The sequence below is a fragment of the Streptomyces sp. NRRL S-87 genome (assembly GCF_000719335.1).
Taxonomy (GTDB): Bacteria; Actinomycetota; Actinomycetes; order Streptomycetales; family Streptomycetaceae; genus Streptomyces.
On sequence record NZ_JOGB01000091.1, the window covers coordinates 1 to 24,367 of the forward strand.

The window sequence follows — 24,367 nt, forward strand, 5'->3', positions numbered from 1 at the left end:
TCCCAGCGGTAGCTGGGGGAGGCCTGCAGGCCATACCGGGTCAAGAGGCGAGGGGACCCACACACCACGGGACGGCCCCACGAAGCGAGAGCCCACCCCGACACCGGCCCGCGCGGTCCGCGGTCCGCCGTCCGCCGTCCGCGGTCCGCGGTCCGCGGTCCGCGGTCCGCGGGGCGGCGGTCAGGGGCGGGCGAGGAGGGTCGCGGGGGATCGGGCGAGCAGCGCGGCCACCGGTACCCAGGAGGGGCCGGGCGTGTCGGACGGGTCGGTGGGGGTGTCCCGCTCGGTCGGGGTGGGGAAGACCGGGGTCCAGGGGCCCGGGGGAAGCCGGACCTCGGTGTCGTGCCAGCCGCCGGTCGCCGACAGGCCGAGCGGGAGCCGGGTGGCGACGGTGATGGCCGCCCCGCCGCGGCAGAAGGCCACGCAGTGGGCGGCCGCGGGGCCCCGCACGGGCAGCGGTGCGTACGGGGGTCCCTCCGCCGGCCGCCCGGGCGCGCCGCCCGGGCCGAAGGCCTCCGGCCGGTCCCTGCGCAGCAGCAGCGCGGCCCGGGTCAGGGCGCGCTTCTCGGAGCCGAGGTCCGGCCGGGGCGGCCCGTCGGACGGGTCCGGGGCGGGGTCGGGGAAGCGGGCCGGGAAGCGGGCCGGGGCGCGGTTGTCGGGGTCGACCAGGGCGAGGTACTCCGCTTCGCAGCCCTGGTAGAGCTCCGGCACGCCCGGCACCGTCAGCTGGAGCAGCGCCGCCGACAGGACGTTGGCGCGGGCGGGTGCGGCGAGTTCGGCGGCGAGGGCGAGGACCGGCGCGAGGTCGGCCCCCTCGGCGTACGCGCGCACGGCCGCCTCGTACGCCTCGTCCGGATCGGTCCAGCGGGTCCGGAGCCCCGCCTCGCGGACGGCTTTCAGGACCGCCCCCGCCACCCGTTCCGGCTCCCGCGCGGCCAGCCCGAACACCGTCTGCGCCGTCACCCAGACCACCTGGCGGTCCGGTCCCTCCGGCAGCGCGGCCAGCACGTCCCGCCACCGGCGCGGGCACTCCGCCAGCAGCGCGAGGCGGGCCCGTACGTCGCCGCTGCGCTTGGTGTCGTGCGTGGACAGCACCGTCCCGGTCCCGGGCCAGTCGCGGGCGATCCGCACGCAGTACGCGTGGAACTCCGCCGCCGGCACCGCCGGGCGCCCCGGATCGCCGCCGACCTCGGTCGCCGACAGCAGCGGGGCGTGCCGGTAGAAGGCCCGGTCCTCCAGCGACTTGGCGCGCAGTGCCGCCGAGGTCTGGGCGAAGCGGGCCTGGAAGGCGGGGTCGTCGCCGAGCGCGAGCCGGCGCACCAGGGCCACGGCCGCCGGGTCACCGGGGACCGCCGAGGCGGGGGGCACGGCGGACCCGTCCCCGGGGTACGGCCGGTACACCGGCAGCGCCGCGAGCAGCCCCCGCACGGCCGACCGGAGTGCCTCCGCGCCCGGGCCCGTGGTCGTGTCCGCGCCCTCGGACACGGGCGGGTTCGCGTGCCTGTTCGGGCCCGACCGGTCCCCGTCCGGGCCGGGAGCCGGGCCGGCGCGGCGGGCGCGCTGCGCCAGGCGGACCAGGGTCTCGACCTCGGCCACCAGGTCGTGGGTGAGCAGCTCCGCGGCCGCGCGTGCCGCGGTCGGCTGCCAGTCGCCGCCCCGGTCGCTCGGCAGGCCGGTGAAACCGCGGTACAGGGACGCGAGTTCGCCCGCCCCCCGGCCGTCCGTCAGCAGGCCGTCCAGGCGGTACAGGGCGTCGTACCCGGTCGTGCCGGCCACCGGCCAGTCGGCCGGCAGGCGCTCCTCGCGGGCCAGGATCTTCTCCACCACCGTCCAGACCCGGCCGCCCGTCTCCGACCGCAGCCGCCGCAGGTACGCGCCAGGGTCGGCCAGGCCGTCGGGATGGTCGATCCGCAGCCCCGCCACCACCCCGTCGCGCACCAGCTCCAGCACCTTGTCGTGGGAGGCCCGGAACACCTCCGGGTCCTCAACCCGTACCCCGATCAGCTCCGAAACGGTGAAGAAGCGCCGGTAGTTCAACCGGGTCCGGGCCAGCCGCCACGAGCCCAGCCGGTACCACTGGGCGGCCGTCAGCTCCGCCGGCGGCAGGTGCCCCGTGCCCTCCCGCAGCGGGAACTCGTGGGGCCCGTACCCGAGCACTCCGTCCGCCACCCGCAGCACGTCCGGACGCACCGCGCCGTCCGGGCCGACCGCCTCGTCGCCCAGCACCGGCAGGAGCAGCCGGCCGTCGCCCGCCGCCCAGTCGATGTCGAACCAGCGGGCGTACGGCGAGGCCTGACCCTCTTTCAACACCTCCCACAGCGGCCGGTTCAGCCGGGCCGGCGCCGGTACCGCCATGTGGTTGGGGACGATGTCCAGGACGATCCCCAGGCCGTGCCGCCGTGCCGTGTCCGCCAGTCGGCGCAACCCGCGCTCGCCGCCCAGCTCCTCCCGTACCCGGGTGTGGTCCACCACGTCGTACCCGTGCGCCGAGCCGGGCACCGCCTCCAGCACCGGCGAGAGGTGCAGGTGCGAGACCCCGAGCCCGGCGAGGTACGGTACGGCCGCCCGCGCCGCCTCGAAGGGGAACTCCGGCTGGAGCTGCAGACGGTACGTGGCAGTCGGCGGTGAAGATCCGTTCGCATACTGCTCGGTCATGAGAACGTACGTACCCACCCGGACGGATTCCGTGCCATTGCCCAGTGCATCCGGGTGACTGCGCTGGGTTAGCTTCGGTCGGTGATCGGAACCGTCCACACCTATCGCAAGGTCATCGCCCTGACCGGGCCCGTCCTCCCCCTCGTCTCCTTCCTCGCCAGGCTCCCCCTGGCGATGTGCCAGTTCGGCAGCGTGCTGCTGATCGCCGGGACCAGCGGCTCCCTGGCCGTCGCCGGAACCGTCGGCGGCACCCTCTCCGCAGGTCAGGTGGTGTGCGGACCGATCCTCGGGCGCCTCGCGGACCGTCGCGGCCAACGGCCGGTCGTGCTGGCCGCCGCGGCCGTCAACGCCGTCGCGACCGGAGGCCTGGTCGCCGGGGCCCTCCTCGGTCTCGCCACCGTCCCGCTGGCGGCCGTGGGGGCCGTCGCCGGGGCCTCCGTACCGCTGGTCGGGCCGATGGCCCGGACCCGCTCGGTCGCCCTCGCGCACCGGGCCGGGGCGGACGCGCGGACCGTCCAGGGCGTCCACTCGTTCGAAGGGACCCTGGACGAGGTCTCGTTCGTCATCGGGCCCGCCCTCGTGGGCCTCGCGGCCCTCGTCGTCCACCCGGCGGTGGCCCTCGGGGGCGCCGCCGCGCTGGTCGCCGGCTTCGGGACCGCCTTCGCGCTGCACCCGACCGCCGCCGTCACGGCCGGGGCGCGGCACGCCGGGGAACCGGGCGTCCGCGACCGGCGGCGGCCGCCGGCCGTCGTGTACGCCGTCCGGGGCTCGCTGCTCCTCCAGGGGGCCATGTTCGGCGCCGCCCAGGCCGGGATCGCCGCGCTCACCGCCCGCCTGGGCGTGCCCGGCCAGGCCGGCCTCGTGTACGCCGCCATGGGCGTGGTCAGTGCGGTCGTGGGTCTCGCGCTCGGCGCGCTGCCGCTGAGGTTCGGCCTGCGGCTGCGCTGGCGGGCGGCCACCGCCGCGGCGCTGGTGTTCTCGGTGCCGCTGGTCTTCACCGGCTCCCTGCCGGCCCTGTACGTGACCGTGACCGTGCTCGGCGCGGCGTACGCCCCGCACCTGATCACCGCCTTCGCGCTGACCGAGCGGCACGTGCGGCCCGCCCGGCTCGCCGAGGCGATGGCCTTCGCCGCCAGCGCGGTGGTGGCCGGCCAGGCCCTCGCGCTGGCGCTCTCCGGGCGGCTGGCGGAGCGGTACGGGCCCTCCGGCGCGTTCCTGGTGGCGGTGGGGGCCGCGGCGCTGGCCCTGGTGCTGGCCCTCGTCACCCGGATGCCGGCGCGGGCACCGGAGCCGGGGCCCGCGCCGGCTCCGGAGCCGGCCCCGGCCACGCCCTTCGTCCCGCGCCAGCTCCGCCGCACCTCCAGCGGGGACTACGCCGACCGCTGAAGCACCGCCAGGCTCCGCCCGACCAGCGTCACCCGGTCGCCGGCCCCCAGCACGGGGCCGGTGCCGGGGGGCGGGACCTCCTCCCGGGCGGTGTCGACCAGCACGTGCCACCGGGAACCGTGCCCGGCCGGCACGGTGAACTCCAGCGGGTCCGGACTCGCGTTGAACATCAGCAGGAACGAGTCGTCCGTGATCCGCTCCCCGCGCGGGCCGGGCTCGGAGATCGCCTCCCCGTTGAGGAACACCGTCATCGCCCGCGCGTGCTGGGACTGCCAGTCGCGGGCCTTCATCTCCCCGGCCTCCGGCGTGAACCAGGCGATGTCCGAGAGCTCGTCGCTGGTGCCCTCCACCGGACGCCCGTGGAAGAAGCGCCGGCGTCGGAACACCGGGTGCTCGTGGCGCAGCCGTACCATCGCCCGGGTGAACTCCAGCAGGGCCGGGGCGGGCTTGCCCGGCTCCGGCCACTGCACCCAGGAGACCGGGTTGTCCTGGCAGTAGGTGTTGTTGTTGCCGCCCTGGGTGCGTGCGAACTCGTCGCCGTGGCTGAGCATCGGCACGCCCTGCGAGAGCATCAGCGTGGCCGCGAAGTTCCTCATCTGTCGCGCCCTCAGCTCCAGCACCGCGGGGTCCTCGGTGACCCCCTCGGCGCCGCAGTTCCACGACCGGTTGTAGGTCTCCCCGTCGCGGTTGCCCTCGCGGTTGGCCTCGTTGTGCTTCTCGTTGTACGCGACCAGGTCGTGCAGGGTGAAGCCGTCGTGGCAGGTGTGGAAGTTGATCGACGCCAGCGGCCGCCGCCCGTCGTCCTGGTACAGGTCCGAGGAGCCGGTCAGCCGCCCCGCGAACTCCGCCAGCGTCCGCGGCTGGCCCCGCCACAGGTCGCGGACCGTGTCGCGGTACTTGCCGTTCCACTCGGTCCACAGCGGCGGGAAGTTCCCCACCTGGTAGCCGCCCTCGCCCAGGTCCCAGGGCTCGGCGATCAGCTTGACCTGGCTGACCACCGGGTCCTGCTGGACCAGGTCGAAGAACGACGACAGCCGGTCGACCTCGTGGAACTGCCGGGCCAGGGTCGCCGCCAGGTCGAAGCGGAACCCGTCCACGTGCATCTCGGTCACCCAGTACCGCAGCGAGTCCATGATCAGCTGGAGTACGTGCGGCGACCGCATGAGCAGCGAGTTCCCGGTGCCGGTGGTGTCCATGTAGTACCGCCGGTCCTCGGTCAGCCGGTAGTACGAGGCGTTGTCCAGCCCCCGGAACGAAAGCGTCGGCCCGAGGTGGTTGCCCTCGGCGGTGTGGTTGTAGACCACGTCGAGGATCACCTCGATGCCGGCCTCGTGCAGGGCCCGTACGGCCGACTTGAACTCCAGCACCTGCTGCCCGCGGTCCCCCCAGGAGGCGTACGCGTTGTGCGGGGCGAAGAACCCGATCGTGTTGTAGCCCCAGTAGTTGGTCAGCCCGTCGTCCACCAGCCGGTGGTCGTTGACGAACTGGTGTACGGGCATCAGCTCGAGTGCCGTCACGCCCAGCTTCGTCAGGTGGCCGATCACCGCCGGGTGCGCGAGGGCCGCGTACGTGCCGCGCAGCTCCTCCGGCAGTTCCGGGTGGCGCATCGTCAGACCCTTGACGTGCGCCTCGTACAGCACCGTGTGGTGGTAGTCGATGCGCGGCGGCCGGTCGTTCCCCCAGTCGAAGTACGGGTTGACCACGACCGAGGTCATCGTGTGCGGCGCCGAGTCGAGGTCGTTGCGGGAGTCCGGCCGCCCGAAGTGGTAGCCGTACACCGCCTCGTTCCAGTCGATGCGGCCGCTGATGGCCCGCGCGTACGGGTCCAGCAGCAGCTTCGCGGGGTTGCAGCGGCGCCCCCGCTCGGGCTCGTACGGCCCGTGCACCCGGAAGCCGTACCGCTGCCCGGGCATGACGCCCGGCAGGTACGCGTGGCGGACGAACGCGTCCGTCTCGCGCAGCTCGACGGCGGTCTCCGAACCGTCGTCGTGCAGCAGGCACAGCTCGATGCGTCTGGCGGCCTCCGAATAGACCGCGAAATTCGTTCCCGCGCCGTCGTACGTGGCGCCCAGCGGATACGCCTGTCCAGGCCAGACCTGCATAAATGCAACTCTTCCATTCCTGCTCCCGCGGCCGGTTGGCCCATGCCAGATCTTCCCCGAAACCGGGGCAACCCGTGGGGACTTGTGGCCGTCCTACCGGGTGACCACGCATACCAGGTATGCATATAAGGGGGGATTGTGCCCATAACAGTACGCCGCCACCTGGGGAAGCTCGTGGCGGGCGCGGCCATCGCGATCACCGGCACGGCCGTCGCGGTCGGCGTCACGCTGCCGGGCGCCGCGGGGGCCGCGAACGGCTCGGGGACCGCCGACGGCGCCCCGGCCGGGGCCGCGCGGGCCGCCGACCAGGGGGGCCGGGGGGCCCAGGACGGACTCCGGCCGGGCAGCCGCCCGGGCACCGTCGAGGCGGCTCCGGTCGAGGGCCCGAAGGGGACCGGCCGGGACCCCCTCACCGGCGCCGAGCTCGCCCGGGTCCGGCAGATCGCGCTCGCGGCCACCGCCGGCAAGGCCCGCCAGGCCCAGGACGCCTCCGGGGCGGCCGGCCCGCAGTGGCTCGCCACCGACCTCGCCGAGACGCGCCCGGACGAGGTCGGGCGCGCCGGCGCGCCGCGCCGGGCCCAGCTCAGCTCGTACGACTACAAGACCGACGCGCTCACCACGTACGTGGTCAACCTCGACACCGGCAAGGTCGAGTCCACCGACGTCCAGCACGGTGTGCAGCCGCCCATCGCCGGTACCGAGGCCGCCGAGGCCGCGAAGCTGATGATCGCCGCCCCCGCGGGCGAGGGGCTGCGCAAGGACTACCAGGACGCCACCGGCAAGAAGCTCACGCAGCCCGGCCAGCTGGCCCTGAAGAACGCCCTGATCTACCGCGTGAACGGCGAGAACCCCGGTCCGTCCGCCGTCAAGGAGTGCGGCACGCACCGCTGCGTCCGGCTCTTCCTCAAGGTGAAGAACGGCCCGTGGATCGACGTCCGCTCGCTGGTCGTGGACCTCAGCGCACGCACCGTCCACAAGATCTGAGCGGCGCCGCTCGGAGCGCCCGGGAGGACCGACACGCTCCCGGCACCCCCGCCCGACCGCCGCTCCGCTCCTTCCTGATTCTCCCGCCCCAGGAGTCGCACCGACCATGCACCTGAACCGAATCCACCGCGCCCGCAGGCGCGCCGCGGTGGCCCTCGCGGCCTCCGCCCTCCTCGGCGGCGCCACCGCCGCCGCCGGACCGGCCTCCGCCGCGCCGCGGACCACACCGTCCGGGACCGTCGCGAAGGCCCCGGCCGCCAGGGCCGGCACCACCGGCCCCGACTGCAGCGCCGCCTACCGCATCGAGCAGACCCTCACCGGCGGCACCACCTGGCGGATGTGCTGGCGCTACGAGAGCGAGGCCGGTCTGGTCCTCGACCAGATCTCCTACCAGCCCAAGGGCGAGGCCAAGCCCATCATGGTGCTGACCTCTGCCAAGCTCGGCCAGATCCACGTCCCGTACGACGACGGCAAGGCCGAGTACGACGACCTGACCGGCGCCGGCTTCGGCAGCGGCCTGCAGGGCATGCTCCCGGACGAGTGCCCCGGCGGCACCGTCAAGACCGTCAAGGTCGTCAACGCCTGGGACCAGAGCGAGAACGAGGTCAAGGGCCTGTGCGCCACCACGCGGGCCCGCGGACACGCGTACCGCATGGCCGGTGACCAGCAGGGCCAGGTCTGGCAGGAGCAGGGCAAGGACCTGCTCGTCTACACCGTCAACAAGGTCGGCTGGTACGAGTACATCACCGAGTGGCGCTTCCAGGCCGACGGCCTGATCAGCGCCAACGTCGGCGCCACCGGCAGCCTCTCCCCGGGCGACTACGACGCCGGCGACGGCCGCGGCTGGCCGATCGGCGAGGGCGCCACGTCCTACGCCACCAGCCACAGCCACAACATCTTCTGGCGGCTGAACTTCGCCCTCGACGGCACCCCGGGCGGCCGGGTCGAGCAGTACGACTCGGTGGTCACCCCCCGCCCCGACGGCTCCACCCCGACCACCGTGACCACGCGCACGCCGGTCACCAAGGAACTGGCGGGCGACGCCAGGTCCATGCGGTGGTGGCGGGTCGTCAGCGCCACCGGGAAGAACAAGGACGGCCACGAGCGCTCGTACGAGATCGTGCCCGGCGCGTCGTCCAAGTACTCCGGCCGCCCCTACACCCGCCACGACGTGTACTTCACGGAGTACAAGGCCTGCGAGCAGTTCGCGACCAACAACCTGCGCAACTGCGGGCCGGACGCGGGCAGGAGCGTGGACACCTGGGTCAACGGCGAGACGCTGAAGAACCCCATCGCGTGGGTCAACATCGGGTTCCACCACGTCGCCCGCGACGAGGACCAGCAGCCGATGCCCGTGCACTGGCAGGGCTTCCAGCTCATGCCACGTGACGTGACCGCTATGAATCCGCTCACTCCGCCGGCCCTGGCGGGCGCTAACGGTCGCCCGCAATAGGAGAGTTGGGAAACCTTCAGGGACCATCCAGCTGCACCGCCTCCCGCTCGGGGAGTACCCTTCCTTGATCGTTGGAGCGGGCGTGGCGGAAGCAGGAGGCGGTGCACGGGTGAGCTCGGGAGGGCTGGAGCTGCCCCCTGGTGACGCGGGTCACGAGGGCGGCACCTCGGACGTTCCGGCCGGAACGTCCCCGGGCGTCCCTCCGGACGCCCCCTCGGGGGGCCCGTCCGGACCGCCGGGCGCGGTGTCGCTGGCCCGGCCCGCCGAGAGCGGGCCGGGGCCGGCGGCCGGTGCGGAACTGGACTGGAGCGCCGAGGCCTGGAGCGAGGTCCGCACCCGGGCCCAGCGCGCCGGCCGCGCGTACATCTGGCTCAACCTGATCGAGCAGCGGCTGCGGGCCGTCGTCGGCGCCGTCCTGCGGCCCATCTACGAGCCCGTCCACGGCGAGGACGACTGGGTCGTCGCCGCGGCCGGGCCGGCCGGGCAGGAATGGGTGCACCGGGCCGTCGCCGTGCGCGACGTCAGCCGGCGCAAGGGCTACCTGCTCGACCCGGCCGACGACAACGTCCTGAGCTTCCTGACGCTGCCGCAGCTGCGGGAGCTGATGGTCCAGCACTGGCCGTGCTTCGAGCCGTACTTCGACGACCGGCGCGAGGTGGAGCTGGCCCTCGACGAGCTCGAGGTCACCCGCAACGTCGTCTCCCGCAACCGGGCCCTGTCCCAGGCGGTGCTCTCGCAGGCGGAGCGGGCCTCGGCCCGGCTGCTGGAGGTGCTCGGCGGGGGCGCCGGCAGCCCGGCCGCCGAGCGGCTGCCGATCGACGCCGTCGAGGACCTGGTCGGCGACCGGTACGCCGACGTGGTCTCCGTCCACCCCGACCGGGTCCGGCTGCAGCGGCAGCTGCCCGCCGAGGACCTCTTCGGCGGGGCCCGCCGGCTCGACGCCATCGGCATAGGCCTGAACCTGCTGGTGCAGAACTACTCGGGCCGCCGGCTGGTGCGGCTGGCCGACGCCGGCTGCCGGGTGCGGCTGCTCTTCCTGAACCCGGCGAGCAGCGCCGTCAAGCGGCGCGAGCGGGAGCTCGGCCTCAAGAAGGGCGAGCTGAGCCGCTCCGTCGAGATGAACATCCTGCACGTGCGCCGGGTCCGCACCCGGCTGGGCGACCCCTCGAACTTCGCCATCCACGTCTTCGACGAGACCCCGCGGTTCACCGCCTACCTCGTGGAGGGCGCCGGAGGTCCCGGCAGCGGCATAGCCGTCGTCCAGTCCTACCTGCGGCGGGCGCGCGGCATGGAGGCGCCCGTGCTCGTGCTGCGGGGCGGGGGGCGGGGGCCCGCCCGGGACACCGAACCCGGCCTGTTCGGCACCTACCGCGAGGAGTTCGAGTCGGTGTGGCAGGACTCCCGGCCGGTGTCGTAGCGGGGGCGCGGTGCGGTGGCTTTCGGGGGCGCCCCCGCGGCAGTAGCACCCCGTGGCCGGGGCCGTGCACCGGCCCCCTCGGCCTGGTGTCAGAGGGCCGTGGCAGGCTGGAGCCCACGATGAGGGAGGGGCACGGCATGACGTGGCACGGGGGAGTGCTGGCCGGATTCGATCTGGAGACGACGGGGACGGACCCGCACGAGGCGCGGATCGTGACGGCCGCGGTGGTCGAGGTGACCGGCGGCGAGATGACGGGGCGGCGCGGCTGGCTGGCCGATCCGGGGATAGCCATCCCCGAGCAGGCCTCGGCCATCCACGGCATCAGCACCGAGCGGGCGGTGGCGCAGGGGCGCCCGGCCCGCGAGGTGGCCGACGAGGTCGCCGAGGCGCTCGTGGAGCTGTGGCGGCGCGGTGCGGTCGTGGTGGCGTACAACGCCGCCTTCGACCTGACGCTGCTGACCGCCGAACTGGCCCGGTACGGGCTGCCGTCGCTGGCCGACCGGCTCGGCGCGGCGGCAGGGCCGGCCGGCACCGGCCCGGTGGTCGACCCGCTGACCATCGACCGCGCGGTGGACCGCTACCGGCCCGGCAAGCGCACGCTGGAGGCCGTCTGCACGGTGTACGGCGTGACGTTGGAAGGGGCGCACGACGCGTTCGCGGACGCCCTGGCGGCCGTCCACGTGGCCCGCGCGATAGCCGACCGGCACCCGACGGTGGCCGCGCTCGCGCCGGAGCTGCTGCACGAGCGGCAGGTGTCCTGGTACGCGTCGTGGGCGACCGGCTTCCAGGCCTACCTGCGCCGCCAGGGCAGCCCGGAGGCCGTGGTCGACGCGCGCTGGCCGCTGCGCGCGCCCACCCCGGCGGCGACCCCGGCGCCGGCCCCGGCACCGGCCCCGGCGCCGGCCAGGGCCTGACGGCCGCGGACCGGCGGCACCGGATCGACGGCCGGGATCGACGGCCGGGATCGACGGCCGGGACCGACGGCACGGTCCGTCCCGGTGAGGCCGCTTCAGTAGCGGGTGCCCATCGCGTCGCGGACCTCGTCCAGGGTGGCCTCCGCCAACGTGGCCGCCCGCTCGTTGCCCGCCCGCAGGACGGCGCGCACGTACGACCGGTCGCGGGCCAGCTCCGCGCGGCGGGCCCGCAGCGGCGCGAGGTGCTCGTTGACGGCCTCCGTCACCGTCCGCTTCAGCGCGGCCGCGCCGCCGTCGCCGATGCCGGCGGCCACCTCGTACGGGTCCCGCTCCTGGCACAGCGCGGCCAGCAGCACGAGCCCCGACACCTCGGGCCGCCCCTCGGGGTCGTAGGTGATGTGCCGCTGCGCGTCGGTCTTCGCTCCCTTGATGAGGCGGGCCGTCTCGTCGGCCGTCGCGGCCAGGGCGACCGCGTTGCCGCGGGACTTGCTCATCTTCGAACCGTCCGTGCCCAGCAGGGCCGGCGCCGTCGAGAGCAGCGCCTCGGGCTCGGGGAACACCTGGCCGTAGCGGTCGTTGAAGCGCCGCGCCACGGTCCGGGTCACCTCCAGGTGCGGCAGCTGGTCCCGGCCGACCGGCACCACGCTCGCCTTGCTGAACAGGATGTCGGCGGCCTGGTGCACCGGGTAGGTGAACATGAGCCCGCTGACCGCCGACTGCCGGGAGTGCGCGATCTCGTCCTTGACGGTGGGGTTGCGGCCCAGTTCGGCGACCGACACCAGGGACAGGAAGGGCAGCAGCAGCTGGTTGAGCGCCGGCACCTGGCTGTGGGCGAAGAGGACGGTGCGGTCGGGGTCGATCCCGGCGGCGAGGTTGTCGAGCACCAGGTCCTCGACGTGCTCGGCCAGCCGCTCGGCCACGTCCCGGTCGGTGAGCACCTGGTAGTCGGCGACGATCACGTACGTCTCCACGCCGAGGTCCTGGAGGCGCACCCGGTTGCGCAGGGTGCCGAAGTAGTGGCCCAGGTGCAGCCGACCGGTCGGGCGGTCCCCGGTCAGCATCCGGAACCGCCCGGGCGCCCGCCGGATCCGGGACTCCAGGTCCGCCGCCCCGGCGGCGTTCCGAGGCCCCGGGCCGAAGGGGGTGGTGGCGTCGTCCGTCGTGCCGTCGTTCGTCGTGCCGTCGGTCGTCATGCCGTCCGTCGTCATGCCGTCGTTCGTCGTGCCGTCGGTCGTCGTGCCGTCCGTCGTGGTCGGTGTCATCGCGCTGCTCCCGCCGTGTGGGGGGACCGCCACCGGAGGGCCGGCTCCCGCGCGGGCGTGGGCGCGGGCATGCGAAAGGGCCGTCCGGTGGACGGCCCCGCATGGATGTCCTGCTGGGTGGCCGCCCCTAGGAGGGGCGCCACCAGTTGAGACAGGACGAAGAAGTCATGGCCCCAGCGTAACGCGCGCCCCGGGGCGGCTCCAGGGACTTTCGGGCCATGTCGGGGCCCCGCGTCAGAACGGGTACCAGCGGACTTCGGGGGTGTTCTCGCGGAGCGACGCCACGCGGCGGCGGAACTCGGTCAGGGCGGCCGGGTTGGAGGGGGCGTGCTGCGCGACCCAGGCGCAGCTGGCGGTCTCGCGCGCACCGCGGAGCACCGCGCAGCCCTCCCAGGCGCGGACGTCCCAGCCGTACGTCTCGCAGAAGGCGTCGTAGCCCGCGGGGTCCAGCCCGTACCGGTCCCGTTGGAGGGCCATGACGACCAGGTCGTGCTCGCGCAGGTCCGCCGAGAAGGTCTCCAGGTCCACCAGGACCGGCCCGTCCGGCCCGACGTGCACGTTGCGCGGCAGGGCGTCCCCGTGGATCGGCCCGGCCGGCAGCCGGGGCACCAGCGCGGCCGCCTCGGCGGCGAAGGAGTCCCGCCGCTCGCGCAGGTACGCCGCGTCCGCCGGGTCGATCGCGTCCCCGGCCAGCCGCAGCCACCGCTCGACCCCGCCGAGCAGTTCGCGCGGGGGCAGGGGGAACGGCGGGGCGGGCAGCGCGTGCACCGCGCGCAGCAGGCCGGCGAGGTCGGCCGGAGCCGCCGTACGCACGGCCGGCGCGAGCCGGTGCCAGACCGTCACCGGGTGCCCCTCCACCAGCCGCGGCTCCGGTTCCGCCGCCCGTACGGCCGGCACACCGGCCGCCGCGAGCCATCCGGCGACCGCCAGCTCGCGCCGGGCCCGTTCCAGCAGTTCCGGGGCCCGGCCGACCTTGACCACCAGGCCGCCGGCGCCGAAGACCGCGTTCTCCCCGAGCGCCAGCAGGTCCGCCGACCCGGCGAATCCGGCCGCCGCGAGCACCGCCCTGGCCCGCGCCTCGTCCATCTCTGCCGTTCCCGTCGCCGTGCCGCCGTCATGACCGGCCAAGTCTCGCACCCGCCCCGGCCGGTGCGCCGGACCGGCCGCGGGTGGCCCGTGCGGAGGCCGCGGGTGGCCGGTGCGGAGGCTGCGGGTGGCCGCGGGCCGAACCGGTGCCCGCACCGCCGATCCCCTGACCGGAACTCGGGCACCGCCCCATAATGGTCACCTGCAGTGGGGCGCCGTGCGCCCTGCGCGATCATGCCGGTCTTCCGGCATGCACCGGGGGGTGGCACGACACATGGGAACGGCCGGGTCGGAACTGACGCGGGACCGCCGCCACGTGGCGCGGGAGTTGGCCCGCCAGGTGGTGTTCGCCACGGAGGACGAGCTGGAGCGACGGCGGTTCGACCAACTCGCCCGCGCGCACTTCCGCCCGTGGTGGGCGCGGTGGGCGCGGCCGAACCGGTTCGACCCCACGGGGCCCATCGGGGACTTCGTCGCCCCGGCCGCCCTCGCCGCCGCGTCCGCCCTCCTCGCGGCGGTCTCGACCGCGCTCGTCGCGCGGTTGGAGGACGCTCTCGGGGCGATGCGCAGGCGGCGACGGCGCGTGCGGGAACCGCAGGCCGGGGCCCCGCAGCCGCTCGTCGACGCCGGAGAGCTGAACCGGCTGCACGAGATCTGCCTGGCCGCCGCACGCGACTGCCATCCGTCGGAGGACGAGGCCCGGCGGGTCGCCGACGCCGTGCTGGCCAGGTTCGTCCGGGCCCTGGCGGACGCCGCCGTCCAGCCGACGCCCGCTCCCGCCGAGCCTTCCGCGGTGCCTCCCGCACCTCCGTCCGGGCTCCCCACGACCCTTCCTCCCGTCCCCACGACCCTTCCCCCCGTCCCCACGACGCTTCCCCCCGTTCCCACAACTGTTCCCCCGGTCTCTCCGGCTCCTTCCGCGGTCCCTCCGACACCTCCTGCGGCACCTCACGCGACACCTCCTGCGGCACCTCACGCGACACCTCCTGCGGCACCTCACGCGGTACCGCGCGCGGTTCCTCCCGCGGCCGGAGCCGCCGACCGGCGGGTCCCGCGGCCGGAGCGTCCCGCGGGCGACGCGGACCCGGCCGGCGGACGCTGACGGAGCGTGTACCTGCGGGCGCTGCTGTTCTGGATCGCGCTGACCGTCGCGTCCGCCGCCATCGCCTTTCCCGCCGAGTCCCGGCAGCACGCGGAGGCGGCGATGGGCCGCACGCTGTGCGCCGGCCGGGTCACGCGTGACCAGCTCGACTCCCTGCCCCTCACGCCGGAGGAGTTCGCACTCGCCGCGGCCCGGCCCTTCTGGCAGCGACGGGAGGTCCCGGACGTCTACCAGGGGAGAGTCGCCGGTGCGATCCGGCGTGACTGCGGCCCCCTGGTCGTGGACCACCCGGAGCGTCGCGCGGGCCTGATCGTCGGCGCACTCACAGGAGGAGGGCTCCTCCTGTACGGCCTGCTGCCCCGACTGACCATCCTCTACCACCGCATGACGAGGGACGGCGCACCCGCCGGCGCCGTGCACACGCGGGCGACCGCGGCCGGGGTACCGCGGCCCACCGTCCTGGTCGACGGGGGCGACCCGCGGGTCAACGCGCAGGCCTTCGGGAACGTGCGCCGACGGTACGTCGCGGTGTCCACCGGACTCGAACGCCATCTCGTCCGCGGCACGGACGGACGCCTGGTGGAGGCGGTGATCCAGCACGAACTCGGCCACATCCACCATCGCGACCTCGACGTCACCCTCGCCGTCACCGCCCTGTGGTGGACGTTCCTCGCCCTGGTGGCGGGCGCGTTCGGACTGTCGTTCAGCGGACGCTTCGCCGGCGACGGCGCGGCCCTGCGCGGGCTCTCGCTGGAGCTCGTCCTGATCGTCGGCGTGGTCTACGCCGCCCGCAACTGCTTCCAGCAGTCGCGGGAGTTCCACGCGGACCGGTTCGCGGCCTCGCGGATGGGGACGGACGAGGTGTCCGGCGCGGTCGCGTTCGGGGACGCCCTCGGCCGGTTGAGCGAGGGGCGCCGGGGCAGCAGGCGCGACGGGACGGCGTGGCCGTTCGGCACCCATCCGTCCGTGGAACGCAGGAGGGCGGCCCTGCTGCGGCCGGCCCGCGCCGACGAGTTCACCGGCTGGGAGGCCGCCCTGATCGGCTGCCTGCTCGCCTTCTCCGTCAACCTCCTCCTCGGCCTGAGCCTCGAAGTCCAGCTTCTGGCGCTCCGCTTCGGACTCATGCCGCTGGCCGAGGTGGACCTCGGCGGCGAACTGGTCTGGATGGTCCTGCCGTTCCTCCTCCTGGCCGGTCCGCTGATCGTGCTGGGGGTGCGGCACTCCGTTCTCGCGTGGGGAGGGGCGGACGCCCCCGGAGGCCGGCTCGCCGCGCGCCTGGCCGGGCTCGCCGGCTGCCTGTGGGCCGGGCTCTGTCTCGGCTGCATGGCAGTTCCCGGGGCGCTGACGAAGGCCGGGGGCGTCCCGGTCCTGCTCTGGCGGACCCCTGCACCCGCCCTGACCCTCGCCCTGCTGTCCCTGGCTGTCGTCGGTCCCGGGGCCCTGGTGGCGCTGGGCTGCGAGGCGGTGCGGATGCCCCGCGGTCGGTCGACAGTGCTGCTCAGCGGGTACGGCGCCCTGCTCGCCGTCGTCGCCTTTCCCGCCGCGCTCCCCCCGGTCGCGGCCCCCCTGCTGCGCGTCGTCGCGCTGGCCGTGCCGTCCGCGGCGGCCGTCGTGGTGTCGGCCCGGCACCTCCGCGGCCGCCACGGCGGCAGCGGGGGTGGCAGTGGTGGCGGGGGCGGTAGTGGTAAGGAGGGTGGCAGTGGCAGTGGTGGCGGCCGTGGTGGCGGCAGTGGCGGTGGCAGTGGTGGCGGCCGTGGTGGCGGCAGTGGCGGTGGCAGCGGTGGCGGCAATGGCGATGGTCCCGGACACCCCGACGCACGGCCCTTGTCGGAGGACGCCGGCGAGGTGACCGTCATGTCCCCGTCGGTCCGCCCCCTGGTCCGCGGACTGTGCCACCTGCTGACGCTCGGGATGGCCGGTTGGGCCGTCACCGCCGTCGTGCGGCTGCTGACGGACTTCGCGCCGAGCTCCTTCGCCGTCCTGGCCGCGACCGTGGGCCTGGCGTTCCACGTCGCGGGCACCGCCGGTGCCGCACTCGCCGCGCACGACGGCGTGTTCCGGCGGCGCGTCCGCGCCGCGTCCGGATGCCTGGCCGCGGCCGCGGTGGCGGCCCTGCCGCAGCTGCCCGCCAAGGGGGACGCGGCCCCCTGGACGCTCCTGCTCCTGCTGTGCCTGACGGCGTGCGCGGTCATGGCCGCCGAGGTGTCCGCCGCCGCCCTCTACGACCTGCGCCACCGGCCGGCACCCGCCGGGACGCCGGCCGCCGCCGGGACGGCGCCGGACCGCCCCGCCGCCGCGTCCGACCGCGGGCGCCACGGCCGCCATCGCCCGGGCCGCCGTGCCCCGCGCGACGGCTAGAGTGCGGCCATGGCGACGACGACGTACGTACTCCTGATGCGCGGGATCAACGTGGGCGGCCGGAAGATGCCGATGGCGCAGCTGCGGACGCTGATGGAGGGGCTCGGGCACACGGACGTGCGGACGTACGTGCAGAGCGGCAACGCGGTCTTCACAACCGGGTCGGACGAGGGCTCCGAGGCCCTGGCGCGGCAGCTGGAGGACGCCATCGAGGGCGAGTTCGGCTACCGCACCGCCTGCCTCGTCCTGGCGGGCGACTACCTTCGCGCGGTGGCCGACGCCTGCCCGTTCCCGGCCGCGGAGCTGGAGGGCAGGCAGCTGCACGCGACCTTCCTGAGCCGTCAGCCGGAGCCGGAGCGGTTCGCCGGGATCGACGCCGAGGCCCTGCTGCCCGAGGAGTACCGGGTCGGGGAGCGGGTGCTCTACCTGTACACGCCCGACGGGCTGGGTCGCTCCAAGCTCGCGGAGGCCGTGCACCGGCCGGCCGTGCTGAAGGGCATCGACTGGACCAGCCGCAACTGGAACACCGTGACGAAGCTGCTGGACATGGCGGGGGCCTGAGGGCGGGGGCGCCTGGGGGGTGGGTCCGCCTGTGGGGTGGCCGGCCTGGGGGTCGTGCTGGGGCCGTCCCGTGGTGTGTGGGTCCCCTCGGCGCTTGACAGGGGTGGCCTGCAGGCCCTGCGGCAGGCCCACCCCGAGGGCTTTGGGGCTTCGCCCTGGCCTTCGGCCACCCTCGGCCCGGGCCTGCCTCCGGACCAGCCTGCCGTCCAGGTTCTCCGCCAGGTGCGCCAGCGACCCCGTGCCCGGGGTCGGGCACAGCACCGGCGAGCGGTGCAGCAGCCAGGCCAGGGCCACCTGCCCGGTGCTCGCGCCGTGCTCGGCGGCCACCGTCGCCAGCGCCGCCGCGCTCTGGTGCGTCAGCGCGCCCTGGCCCAGCGGTGCCCAGGGCAGGAAGGCGATCCCGCGCTCCCCGCACATCTCGAGCACGGCCTCCGAGGTCCGGTCGAGCAGGTGGTAGCGGTTCTGCACGGCGGAGATCGGGGCGTACTTCAGCGCCTCCTCCAGCTCCGCCGAGGTGACGGTGTCCAGGCCGATGTGCCAGATCTTGCCCTCCTGCCGCAGCTCGAGCAGCGCGCCGAGCTGCTCGGCCATGGGCACGGCCGGGTCGAACCGGTGCAGCTGGTACAGGCCGATCCGGTCCGTCCGCAGCCGTCGCAGGCTCGCCTCGCACGCCGCGCGCAGCTGCTCGGGCCGCCCGGCCGCGTGCCACTGGTCCGGGCCGGTGCGCACCACGCCGCCCTTGGTGGCGACCACCAGGTCGGCGCCGTACGGGTGCAGGGCCTCGGCCACCAGCTCCTCGGCCAGGTCGGGCCCGTAGTTGTCGGCCGTGTCGATCAGCGTCACGCCGCGCTCGACCGCCGCGTGCAGCAGGGCGAGGGCCTCGGCGCGCGCGCCGCGCGGCCCCCAGTAGCCGGGCCCGACCAGGCCGCCCGTACCGAAGCCCAGACGGCGTACCGGAAGATCGCCGCCGATGACGTACGTCGCATCCACCATGACCCGACGGTAGCTCACCGGCCACGGTGTGCCAGGCTCGGCACATGCGCTACATCATCATCGGAGCGGGCGCGATCGGCGCCACCCTCGGCGGACGGCTCGCGGAGAGCGGCGGCGACGTCGTGCTCGTCGCCCGCGGGGCGCACGCCGCGGCCCTCAAGGCCGACGGACTGCACCTGACGACGGCCGACGGCACCCGGGTGCACCGGCTGCCGGTCGTGGAAGCCCCCGCGGAGCTGGGCGGGTTGCGCCCGGACGACGTCCTGCTGCTGGCCGTCAAGACGCAGCACGCCGCGGCCGCCCTGGACGTCTGGGGCGCGGCCGAGGTCGCCGGCGGCGGTACGGCGGCCCAGCGGCTGCCGGTGGTCTGCGCGCAGAACGGTGTGGAGAGCGAGCGGCTGGCGCTGCGCCGCTTCGACCGGGTGTACGGGGCCTGCGTGTGGCTGCCCTCGACGTTCCTGGAGCCGGGCGCGGTCTCGGCGCTGTGCGCACCGCTGACGGGGATGGTGCACCTCGGGCGGTACCCGCGCGGGACCGACCGGGTGGTGCGCCGCATCGCCGAGGACCTGGGTGGGGCGGGCTTCGAGGCGCCGGTCGTCGAGGATGTGATGGCCTGGAAGTACGACAAGCTGCTCACGAACCTCGCGAACGCGGTGCAGGCCACGACGGGACCGGAGCCGCACCCGGCGAAGGCGCTGCTGGTCGCCCGTGCCGTGGCCGAGGCGCGGGCGGCGTTCGCGGCCGCCGGCGTCGTGCCGGTGGGCGAGGCGGAGCGGGCCGCGGCGGCGCGCGAGACCCGCATCGTCCCGCCGCCGGGGCTGCGGGGCGGGTCCTCGTGGCAGAGCCTGCGCCGCGGTACCGGATCGGTCGAGGCGGACTACCTCAACGGGGAGATCTCGCTCCTGGGCCGCCTGCACGGCGTCCCCACGCCGGTCAACGACACGCTGCGGCACGCGGCGAACATCTTCGCCCGCGAGTCCCTGCCGCCGGGCTCGATGTCCGTCGAGGACCTCACCGCGCTGGCGGACGAGGCGGCGGCCCGGGGCCGGGCCGTTTCCTGAGGATCATCGGAAGGACGCCCCTGCCCCCCGCCTACGCGCCCCCGGCGGAGCCACCCCCGTCGCCGAGGGCGGCCAGGACCCGGTCAGGGGTCAGGGGCAGCTCGCGCAGACGCCGGCCGGTCGCCCGGCTCACGGCGTTGCCGATGGCCGCCGCGGCGCCGACGATGCCGATCTCACCGACGCCCTTGCTTCCCATCGGGTTGAGGTGCTTGTCGTGCTCGTCGATCCAGTGGGCCTCGATGGCGACGGGGACGTCGGCGTTGACCGGTACGTGGTAGGCGGCCAGGTCGCGTTCCGCGAAGTCGCCGAAGGCCGGGTCCAGGCCGCTGTGTTCGGTCAGGGCCATGCCCAGCCCCATCACCATGCCCCCGATGAACTGCGAGCGGGCCGTGCGCGGGTTGAGGACGCGGCCCGCGGCGAAGACCCCGAGCATCCGGCGCACCCGCACCTCGCCGGTGACCGTGTCGGCCTGCACCTCGGCGAAGTGGGCCCCGAACGCGTGGCGCGCGTACGGGGACTTCTGCTTCACCGACTGGGTGGTGTCCGCGGACGCGGAGAGCCCCGCGTCGGGCAGTGGCCCGTGGTGGCGGGCCATCCGGTCGGTCAGGGCGGTGCACGCGTCGTGCACCGCCCAGCCCCAGGACGCCGTCCCGGTGGAGCCGCCGGCCACGGGGCCGGCCGGCAGCGCGCTGTTGCCGAGCGACAGCGAGACGGCGTCGAGCGGGACCCCCAGCGCGTCGGCGGCGATCTGGGAGAGGACCGTACGGGCGCCGGTGCCGATGTCGGTGGCGTTGACCTCGACCAGGTAGCTCCCGTCGGGTCGGGCGTGGGCCCGGGCGCCGGCCGGGGCGATGTACACGGGGTAGGTGGCCGCCGCCATGCCGCTGCCGATGAGGAGCGGCCCCTCCCGCCGGGGCGGCCGGCGGGCGGCCCAGCCGAAGCGGTCGGCACCCTCGCGCAGACACTCCACGAGGTGGCGGCTGCTGAAGGGGCGGCCGCTGTCGGGCTCGGTGGCCGGGTCGTTGCGTACGCGCAGCTCGACGGGGTCCATGCCGAGGGCGTCGGCCAGCTCGTCCATGGCCGACTCCAGCGCGTACATGCCGGGCGTCTCGCCGGGGGCGCGCATCCAGGAGGGGGTGGGCACGTCGAGCGCGGCGACGCGGTGCGTGGTGCGGCTGTCCCGGACCGCGTACATCACCCGCGCGGGCACGGCGGCCTGCTCGACGAACTCGCGCACCTGTGAGGTGTGCGTGGTGACCTCGTGGCAGAGGGAGGTGAGCGTGCCGTCGGCGCGGGCGCCGAGCCGGACGCGGTGCAGGGTGGGAGGGCGGTGGCCGACGGTGGCGGCCATGTGCTGCCGGGGCAGGGCCACGGTGACGGGGCGTCCGCAGTGCCGGCTGGCCATGACGGCGAGGACGACGTGGGGACGCGGGGTGCCCTTCGAGCCGAAGCCGCCGCCCACGTGCTCGGCCAGCACCGTGACCCGGTCCGCGGGCAGCCGGAACAGCCCGGCCAGGACGGCGCGCACCACCGTGGTGCCCTGGCAGGAGTCGTGGACGGTGAGGTGGCCGCGCCCCGCGTCCCAGTCCGCGGTGGCGGCGTGCGGTTCCATCGCGTGGTTGTGCAGCGGCGGCACCGCGTAGCGGACGTCGATCCGTACGGGCGCGGCGGCGAACGCCGCGTCCGGGTCCCCCTGTTCGCGGTGCGCGGGGTAGCCGCCGTTGACCTCCTCCGGGGTATACAGGCCGGGGTGGCCCTCGCGCAGTACGACGTCGTGCGGCTCCGCCTCGTAGGTGACGCGCACCGCGTCGGCGGCGGCGCGGGCCCCCTCCAGGGTGTCGGCGACGGCCAGCGCCACGTACCAGCCGCGGTGCGGTACCCGCAGGTCCTGGAGCAGCTGGAGGCCGGGGTCGTCGGAGGGGCCCAGGCGCGGTGCGTCGTACGGGGTGAGGACGCCCAGGACGCCGGGCAGGGCCAGGGCGGCGGCGGTGTCGACGGCGGTGATCCGGCCGCGGGCGATCGTCGCGGGCACCGGCCAGCCGTAGGCCCGCCGCGGCAGGTGCCGTTCGGCGGCGTACAGCGCGGTGCCGGTCACCTTCTCCCGGCCTTCGCGCCGTGGGACGGGGGCGCCGAGCAGGGCCTCGGCGGCGGTGTCGAGGGTGGCGGAGGCGGAACTCATCGTGGGTCCTGTGGTCCTGTCCTGTGGTCTGTGGAACCGGGACGCGTACCGGCCAGCGTGGCGATGGTGTCGCAGGCGAGGTTGCGGGCGAGGGGGATCTTGTACGCGTTGTCGCGCAGCGGCTCCGCCCCGGCGAGTTCGGCGTCGACCGCCGCGCGCACGGCGTCGGGGCGCGGCTCGGCGCCGGTCAGCCGCGCCTCGGCCGTGGTGGCCCGCCAGGGCCGGTGGGCGAGGCCGCCGAAGGCGAGGGCGATCCGGCGCACGAGGCCCGCGTCGGGGTCGAGGTCCAGTACGACGGCGACCGAGGCGAGGGCGAAGGCGTACGACGCGCGTTCGCGGGCCTTGCGGTAGGTGGAGACGGCGCCGGGCGCCGGGGCCGGCAGCAGCACCGCCGTGACGATCTCTCCCGGGCGGATGACGGTGTCCTGCTCGGGGCGGTCGCCGGGCAGCCGGTAGAACTCGGCGGCCGCCACCGTGCGGGTGGTCTCCGGTCCCCCGTACAGCTCGACGCCGGCGTCCAGCGCGGCGAGGGCCACGGCCATGTCGGACGGGTGGGTGGCGATGCAGTGCTCGGAGTGGCCGAGGACCGCGTGGTCGCGGTGGACGCCGTCCCGGGCTCCGCACCCGCTGCCCGGTTCGCGCTTGTTGCACGGCTTGGAGAGGTCCTGGAAGTAGGCGCAGCGGGTGCGCTGGAGCAGGTTGCCGCCGGTGGTGGCGACGTTGCGCAGCTGGCCGGAGGCGCCGGCGAGCAGGGCCTGTCCGAGCAGCGGGAAGCGGGACCGCACCCGGGGGTGGGCGGCCAGGTCGCTGTTGCGGACCGTGGCACCGATGCGCAGGCCCCCGCCGGGGAGGTCGGTGATCTCGTCCAGGGGGAGCCGGGAGATGTCGATCAGGGCGGTGGGGGTCTCGACGCCCAGTTTCATCAGGTCCACCAGATTGGTGCCGCCGCACAGGTACTGGGAACCGGGGTGCGCGGCGTGGGCGTCGGCGGCCTCGCGGAGACTGGTGGCGCGTACGTAGGCGAAGGGCTTCACACGACCACGTCCGCATCCGCACCGGTCCTGGTGGCCGCGGCGTCGGCGGCGGCCTCGGCGACGGCCCGGACGATCCCCGGGTAGGCGCCGCAGCGGCACAGGTTGCCGCTGAGCCGCTCCCGGATCTCCTCCGCGGTCAGCGCGGCGGCCCCGGCCCGGGCACCGGCGGCGGTGACGCGCGACGGGTCGCCGGCGGCGGCTTCGCGCAGGGCGCCGACGGCGGAGCAGAGCTGGCCGGGGGTGCAGTAGCCGCACTGGAAGGCGTCCTGCTCGATGAAGGCGCGCTGGAGCGGGTGCAGGGCGCCGTCGGGCCCCGCGAGGCCCTCCACGGTCGTGACCGCGCACCCGTCGAGGGTGACGGCGAACAGCAGACAGCTGTTGGCGCGCCGGCCGTCCACGAGGACGGTGCAGGCACCGCACTGCCCGTGGTCGCACCCCTTCTTGGCGCCGGTCAGGTCCAGGTGCTCGCGCAGGGCGTCGAGGAGCGTGACGCGGTGGTCGAGGTCGAGGTCGTGACGGGTCCCGTTGACGCGCACGCTCACGCGGGAGCGGGTCGCGCCGGCGGACCCGCCCTCCGGCGTGCCGTGCGCCGGCCGGGGCGGCGGGTCGGATGCGTGGGCCACGACGAGCTCCCTGTCGTCCGCTGGGGAGGGACGTCCGCCCCCTGCCCAGCCTGACCCCTCTCACCCCCACCGGCGCCGCACACCCCCGGCACCCTGCCCGGGCCTCCCCCGTACGGCCGACGCGGAGGCGGCCCGGCGGACGGCTCCGCCGTACCGGACGTACTCCCTCCAGTTCGCCGAGGTCCTCCGGCACCGGCACGTGCGGCAGCCGGTGCTGCCTGGCGTCGAAGACGACGTGCGCACCGACCGGCAGCCCGCGGCCGACCGGACTCAGGCCGTCAGGGCCCGGGGCGCGAGGCGGGCCGTGCGGGCGGCGTCGTAGCGGGAGAGGAGGAGCCGGGCGACCTCGGGGGCGGGGCCGAGCACGTCGGCGAGGACGTCGGCGCCCGCCGCCTCGGCGCCGGCCGCGATGCGGTCCGGGAGGCGGCCGGGGGCGAGCACGTACGGGGCCACGGCCACGCGGTGCACGCCCTCGGCGCGCAGGGCCCGTACGGCGTCCTCCGTACGGGGAAGGGAGGCGGAGGCGAACGCAGGCCGCACGGCACACCAACCGGTGAGCCGCCACTCCCGCGCGATTTCTGCGATCACTGCGATCGCCTCCGGGTCGGTGGAACCGGCGGACGCGAGGACGACGCCGGTCGTCGCGCGGTCCGCCGGGGTGAGCCCGGCCTCCCGCAGCCGGCGTTCGAGCGCGGCCGTCAGGAGCGGGGACGGGCCCAGTACGTCCGCCACGCGGACGTCGAGTCCCGGCAGCCGGGACGTGGCCTCGGCCAGGGCCGCGGGGATGTCGGCCTTCGCGTGGAACGCGCGGGTCAGGAGCAGCGGGAGGGCGACGACCTCCCGCACGCCGGACGCGTACAGGGCCGCCAGTGCGTGGGGCACGGACGGCGCGTTGAAGTCCAGGTACGCCGTCTCCACCCGCAGCCCCGGCCGCAGCGCCGCCACCGTACGCGTCAGCGCGTGCACGGTCGCGGCGTGCCGCGGGTCGCGGCTGCCGTGGGCGATGACCAGCAGGGCGGGGCCCGCGGCCGGAGCCGGGCGCGGGCCGCGGCGGCGGGCCGGGGCGGGGGCGGTCAGGTCGTACACGGCGATCACTTCACCAGCAGGCCGCGGTTGCGCAGTACGTGGCGCTCGAGGGGGCTGAAGATCAGCAGGTCGATCGCGATGCCGACGACGAGGATCAGGAAGATCGCCAGG

The 24,367-nt window shown here is 75.4% G+C and carries 16 protein-coding genes and 2 pseudogenes; 8 read left to right on the forward strand and 10 right to left on the reverse strand.

Going from position 1 to position 24,367, the window contains the following annotated elements; genetic code table 11:
• Positions 1–180 precede the first annotated feature (180 nt).
• Complete coding sequence (locus IF43_RS0133830) at positions 181–2,655, reverse strand: malto-oligosyltrehalose synthase (RefSeq protein WP_030210035.1); 2,475 nt, start codon at positions 2,653–2,655, stop codon at positions 181–183.
• A gap of 81 nt (positions 2,656–2,736) precedes the next feature.
• On the opposite strand from IF43_RS0133830, the gene IF43_RS0133835 reads away from it, so the two are divergent.
• Complete coding sequence (locus tag IF43_RS0133835; RefSeq protein ID WP_030210038.1) at positions 2,737–4,041, forward strand: MFS transporter; 1,305 nt, start codon at positions 2,737–2,739, stop codon at positions 4,039–4,041.
• Here IF43_RS0133835 and glgX read toward each other — a convergent pair.
• Positions 4,026–6,143 carry a glycogen debranching protein GlgX gene (gene glgX, locus IF43_RS0133840; protein ID WP_030210041.1) on the reverse strand — a complete coding sequence of 706 codons (2,118 nt, stop codon included), beginning with the start codon at positions 6,141–6,143 and terminating at the stop codon, positions 4,026–4,028. The genes IF43_RS0133835 and glgX overlap by 16 nt on opposite strands.
• A 138-nt stretch (positions 6,144–6,281) precedes the next feature.
• On the opposite strand from glgX, the gene IF43_RS0133845 reads away from it, so the two are divergent.
• The 4 genes from IF43_RS0133845 to IF43_RS0133860 all read left to right on the forward strand — a co-directional run bounded on the left by IF43_RS0133845 (position 6,282) and on the right by IF43_RS0133860 (position 10,911).
• Positions 6,282–7,127 carry a hypothetical protein gene (locus IF43_RS0133845; protein WP_030210044.1) on the forward strand — a complete coding sequence of 282 codons (846 nt, stop codon included), beginning with the start codon at positions 6,282–6,284 and terminating at the stop codon, positions 7,125–7,127.
• 106 nt (positions 7,128–7,233) lie between these two features.
• Positions 7,234–8,580 carry a copper amine oxidase gene (locus tag IF43_RS0133850; protein WP_030210047.1) on the forward strand — a complete coding sequence of 449 codons (1,347 nt, stop codon included), beginning with the start codon at positions 7,234–7,236 and terminating at the stop codon, positions 8,578–8,580.
• 109 nt (positions 8,581–8,689) lie between these two features.
• The gene (locus tag IF43_RS0133855) at positions 8,690–9,997 is read left to right on the forward strand and encodes an SAV2148 family HEPN domain-containing protein (protein WP_030210050.1); all 1,308 of its coding nucleotides are present in this window, start codon (positions 8,690–8,692) and stop codon (positions 9,995–9,997) included.
• 137 nt (positions 9,998–10,134) lie between these two features.
• Positions 10,135–10,911 carry a 3'-5' exonuclease gene (locus IF43_RS0133860; RefSeq protein ID WP_037891235.1) on the forward strand — a complete coding sequence of 259 codons (777 nt, stop codon included), beginning with the start codon at positions 10,135–10,137 and terminating at the stop codon, positions 10,909–10,911.
• Positions 10,912–11,006: 95 nt separating this feature from the next.
• On the opposite strand, the gene trpS is transcribed toward IF43_RS0133860, so the two are convergent.
• Positions 11,007–12,173 carry a tryptophan--tRNA ligase gene (gene trpS / locus IF43_RS0133865; protein WP_234332632.1) on the reverse strand — a complete coding sequence of 389 codons (1,167 nt, stop codon included), beginning with the start codon at positions 12,171–12,173 and terminating at the stop codon, positions 11,007–11,009.
• 234 nt (positions 12,174–12,407) lie between these two features.
• Entirely contained in the window at positions 12,408–13,259 is an 852-nt protein-coding gene (locus IF43_RS0133870; RefSeq protein ID WP_030210060.1) for a phosphotransferase enzyme family protein, read from the reverse strand.
• 1,108 nt (positions 13,260–14,367) lie between these two features.
• Here IF43_RS0133870 and IF43_RS38530 point away from each other — a divergent pair.
• Both IF43_RS38530 and IF43_RS0133880 read left to right on the forward strand, forming a co-directional pair.
• The gene (locus IF43_RS38530) at positions 14,368–16,719 is read left to right on the forward strand and encodes a M48 family metallopeptidase (protein ID WP_030210063.1); all 2,352 of its coding nucleotides are present in this window, start codon (positions 14,368–14,370) and stop codon (positions 16,717–16,719) included.
• Between the two features lie 9 nt (positions 16,720–16,728).
• Positions 16,729–17,280 (forward strand): DUF1697 domain-containing protein, encoded by a 552-nt coding sequence (locus IF43_RS0133880; protein ID WP_030210066.1) that lies wholly within the window; start codon positions 16,729–16,731, stop codon positions 17,278–17,280.
• Positions 17,281–17,487: 207 nt separating this feature from the next.
• On the opposite strand, the pseudogene IF43_RS40130 reads toward IF43_RS0133880, so the two are convergent.
• Positions 17,488–18,273: pseudogene (locus IF43_RS40130) on the reverse strand (aldo/keto reductase); the annotation flags it as partial.
• Between the two features lie 44 nt (positions 18,274–18,317).
• Here IF43_RS40130 and IF43_RS0133890 point away from each other — a divergent pair.
• Entirely contained in the window at positions 18,318–19,334 is a 1,017-nt protein-coding gene (locus IF43_RS0133890; protein ID WP_030210072.1) for a ketopantoate reductase family protein, read from the forward strand.
• A gap of 31 nt (positions 19,335–19,365) precedes the next feature.
• On the opposite strand, the gene IF43_RS0133895 is transcribed toward IF43_RS0133890, so the two are convergent.
• The 5 genes and pseudogenes from IF43_RS0133895 to IF43_RS41285 form a co-directional block, all read right to left on the reverse strand.
• Complete coding sequence (locus tag IF43_RS0133895) at positions 19,366–21,513, reverse strand: xanthine dehydrogenase family protein molybdopterin-binding subunit (protein ID WP_037891237.1); 2,148 nt, start codon at positions 21,511–21,513, stop codon at positions 19,366–19,368.
• Positions 21,510–22,547 (reverse strand): xanthine dehydrogenase family protein subunit M, encoded by a 1,038-nt coding sequence (locus tag IF43_RS0133900; protein WP_030210078.1) that lies wholly within the window; start codon positions 22,545–22,547, stop codon positions 21,510–21,512. The genes IF43_RS0133895 and IF43_RS0133900 overlap by 4 nt, the downstream gene beginning before the upstream one ends.
• Positions 22,544–23,089 (reverse strand): (2Fe-2S)-binding protein, encoded by a 546-nt coding sequence (locus tag IF43_RS37285; protein ID WP_051796793.1) that lies wholly within the window; start codon positions 23,087–23,089, stop codon positions 22,544–22,546. Before IF43_RS37285 ends, IF43_RS0133900 begins: the two co-directional genes overlap by 4 nt.
• 351 nt (positions 23,090–23,440) lie before the next feature.
• Entirely contained in the window at positions 23,441–24,247 is an 807-nt protein-coding gene (locus IF43_RS0133915) for a sirohydrochlorin chelatase (protein WP_051796795.1), read from the reverse strand.
• A 14-nt stretch (positions 24,248–24,261) separates the two neighbouring features.
• Positions 24,262–24,367 (reverse strand): annotated as a pseudogene (locus IF43_RS41285) (ABC transporter permease); the annotation flags it as partial.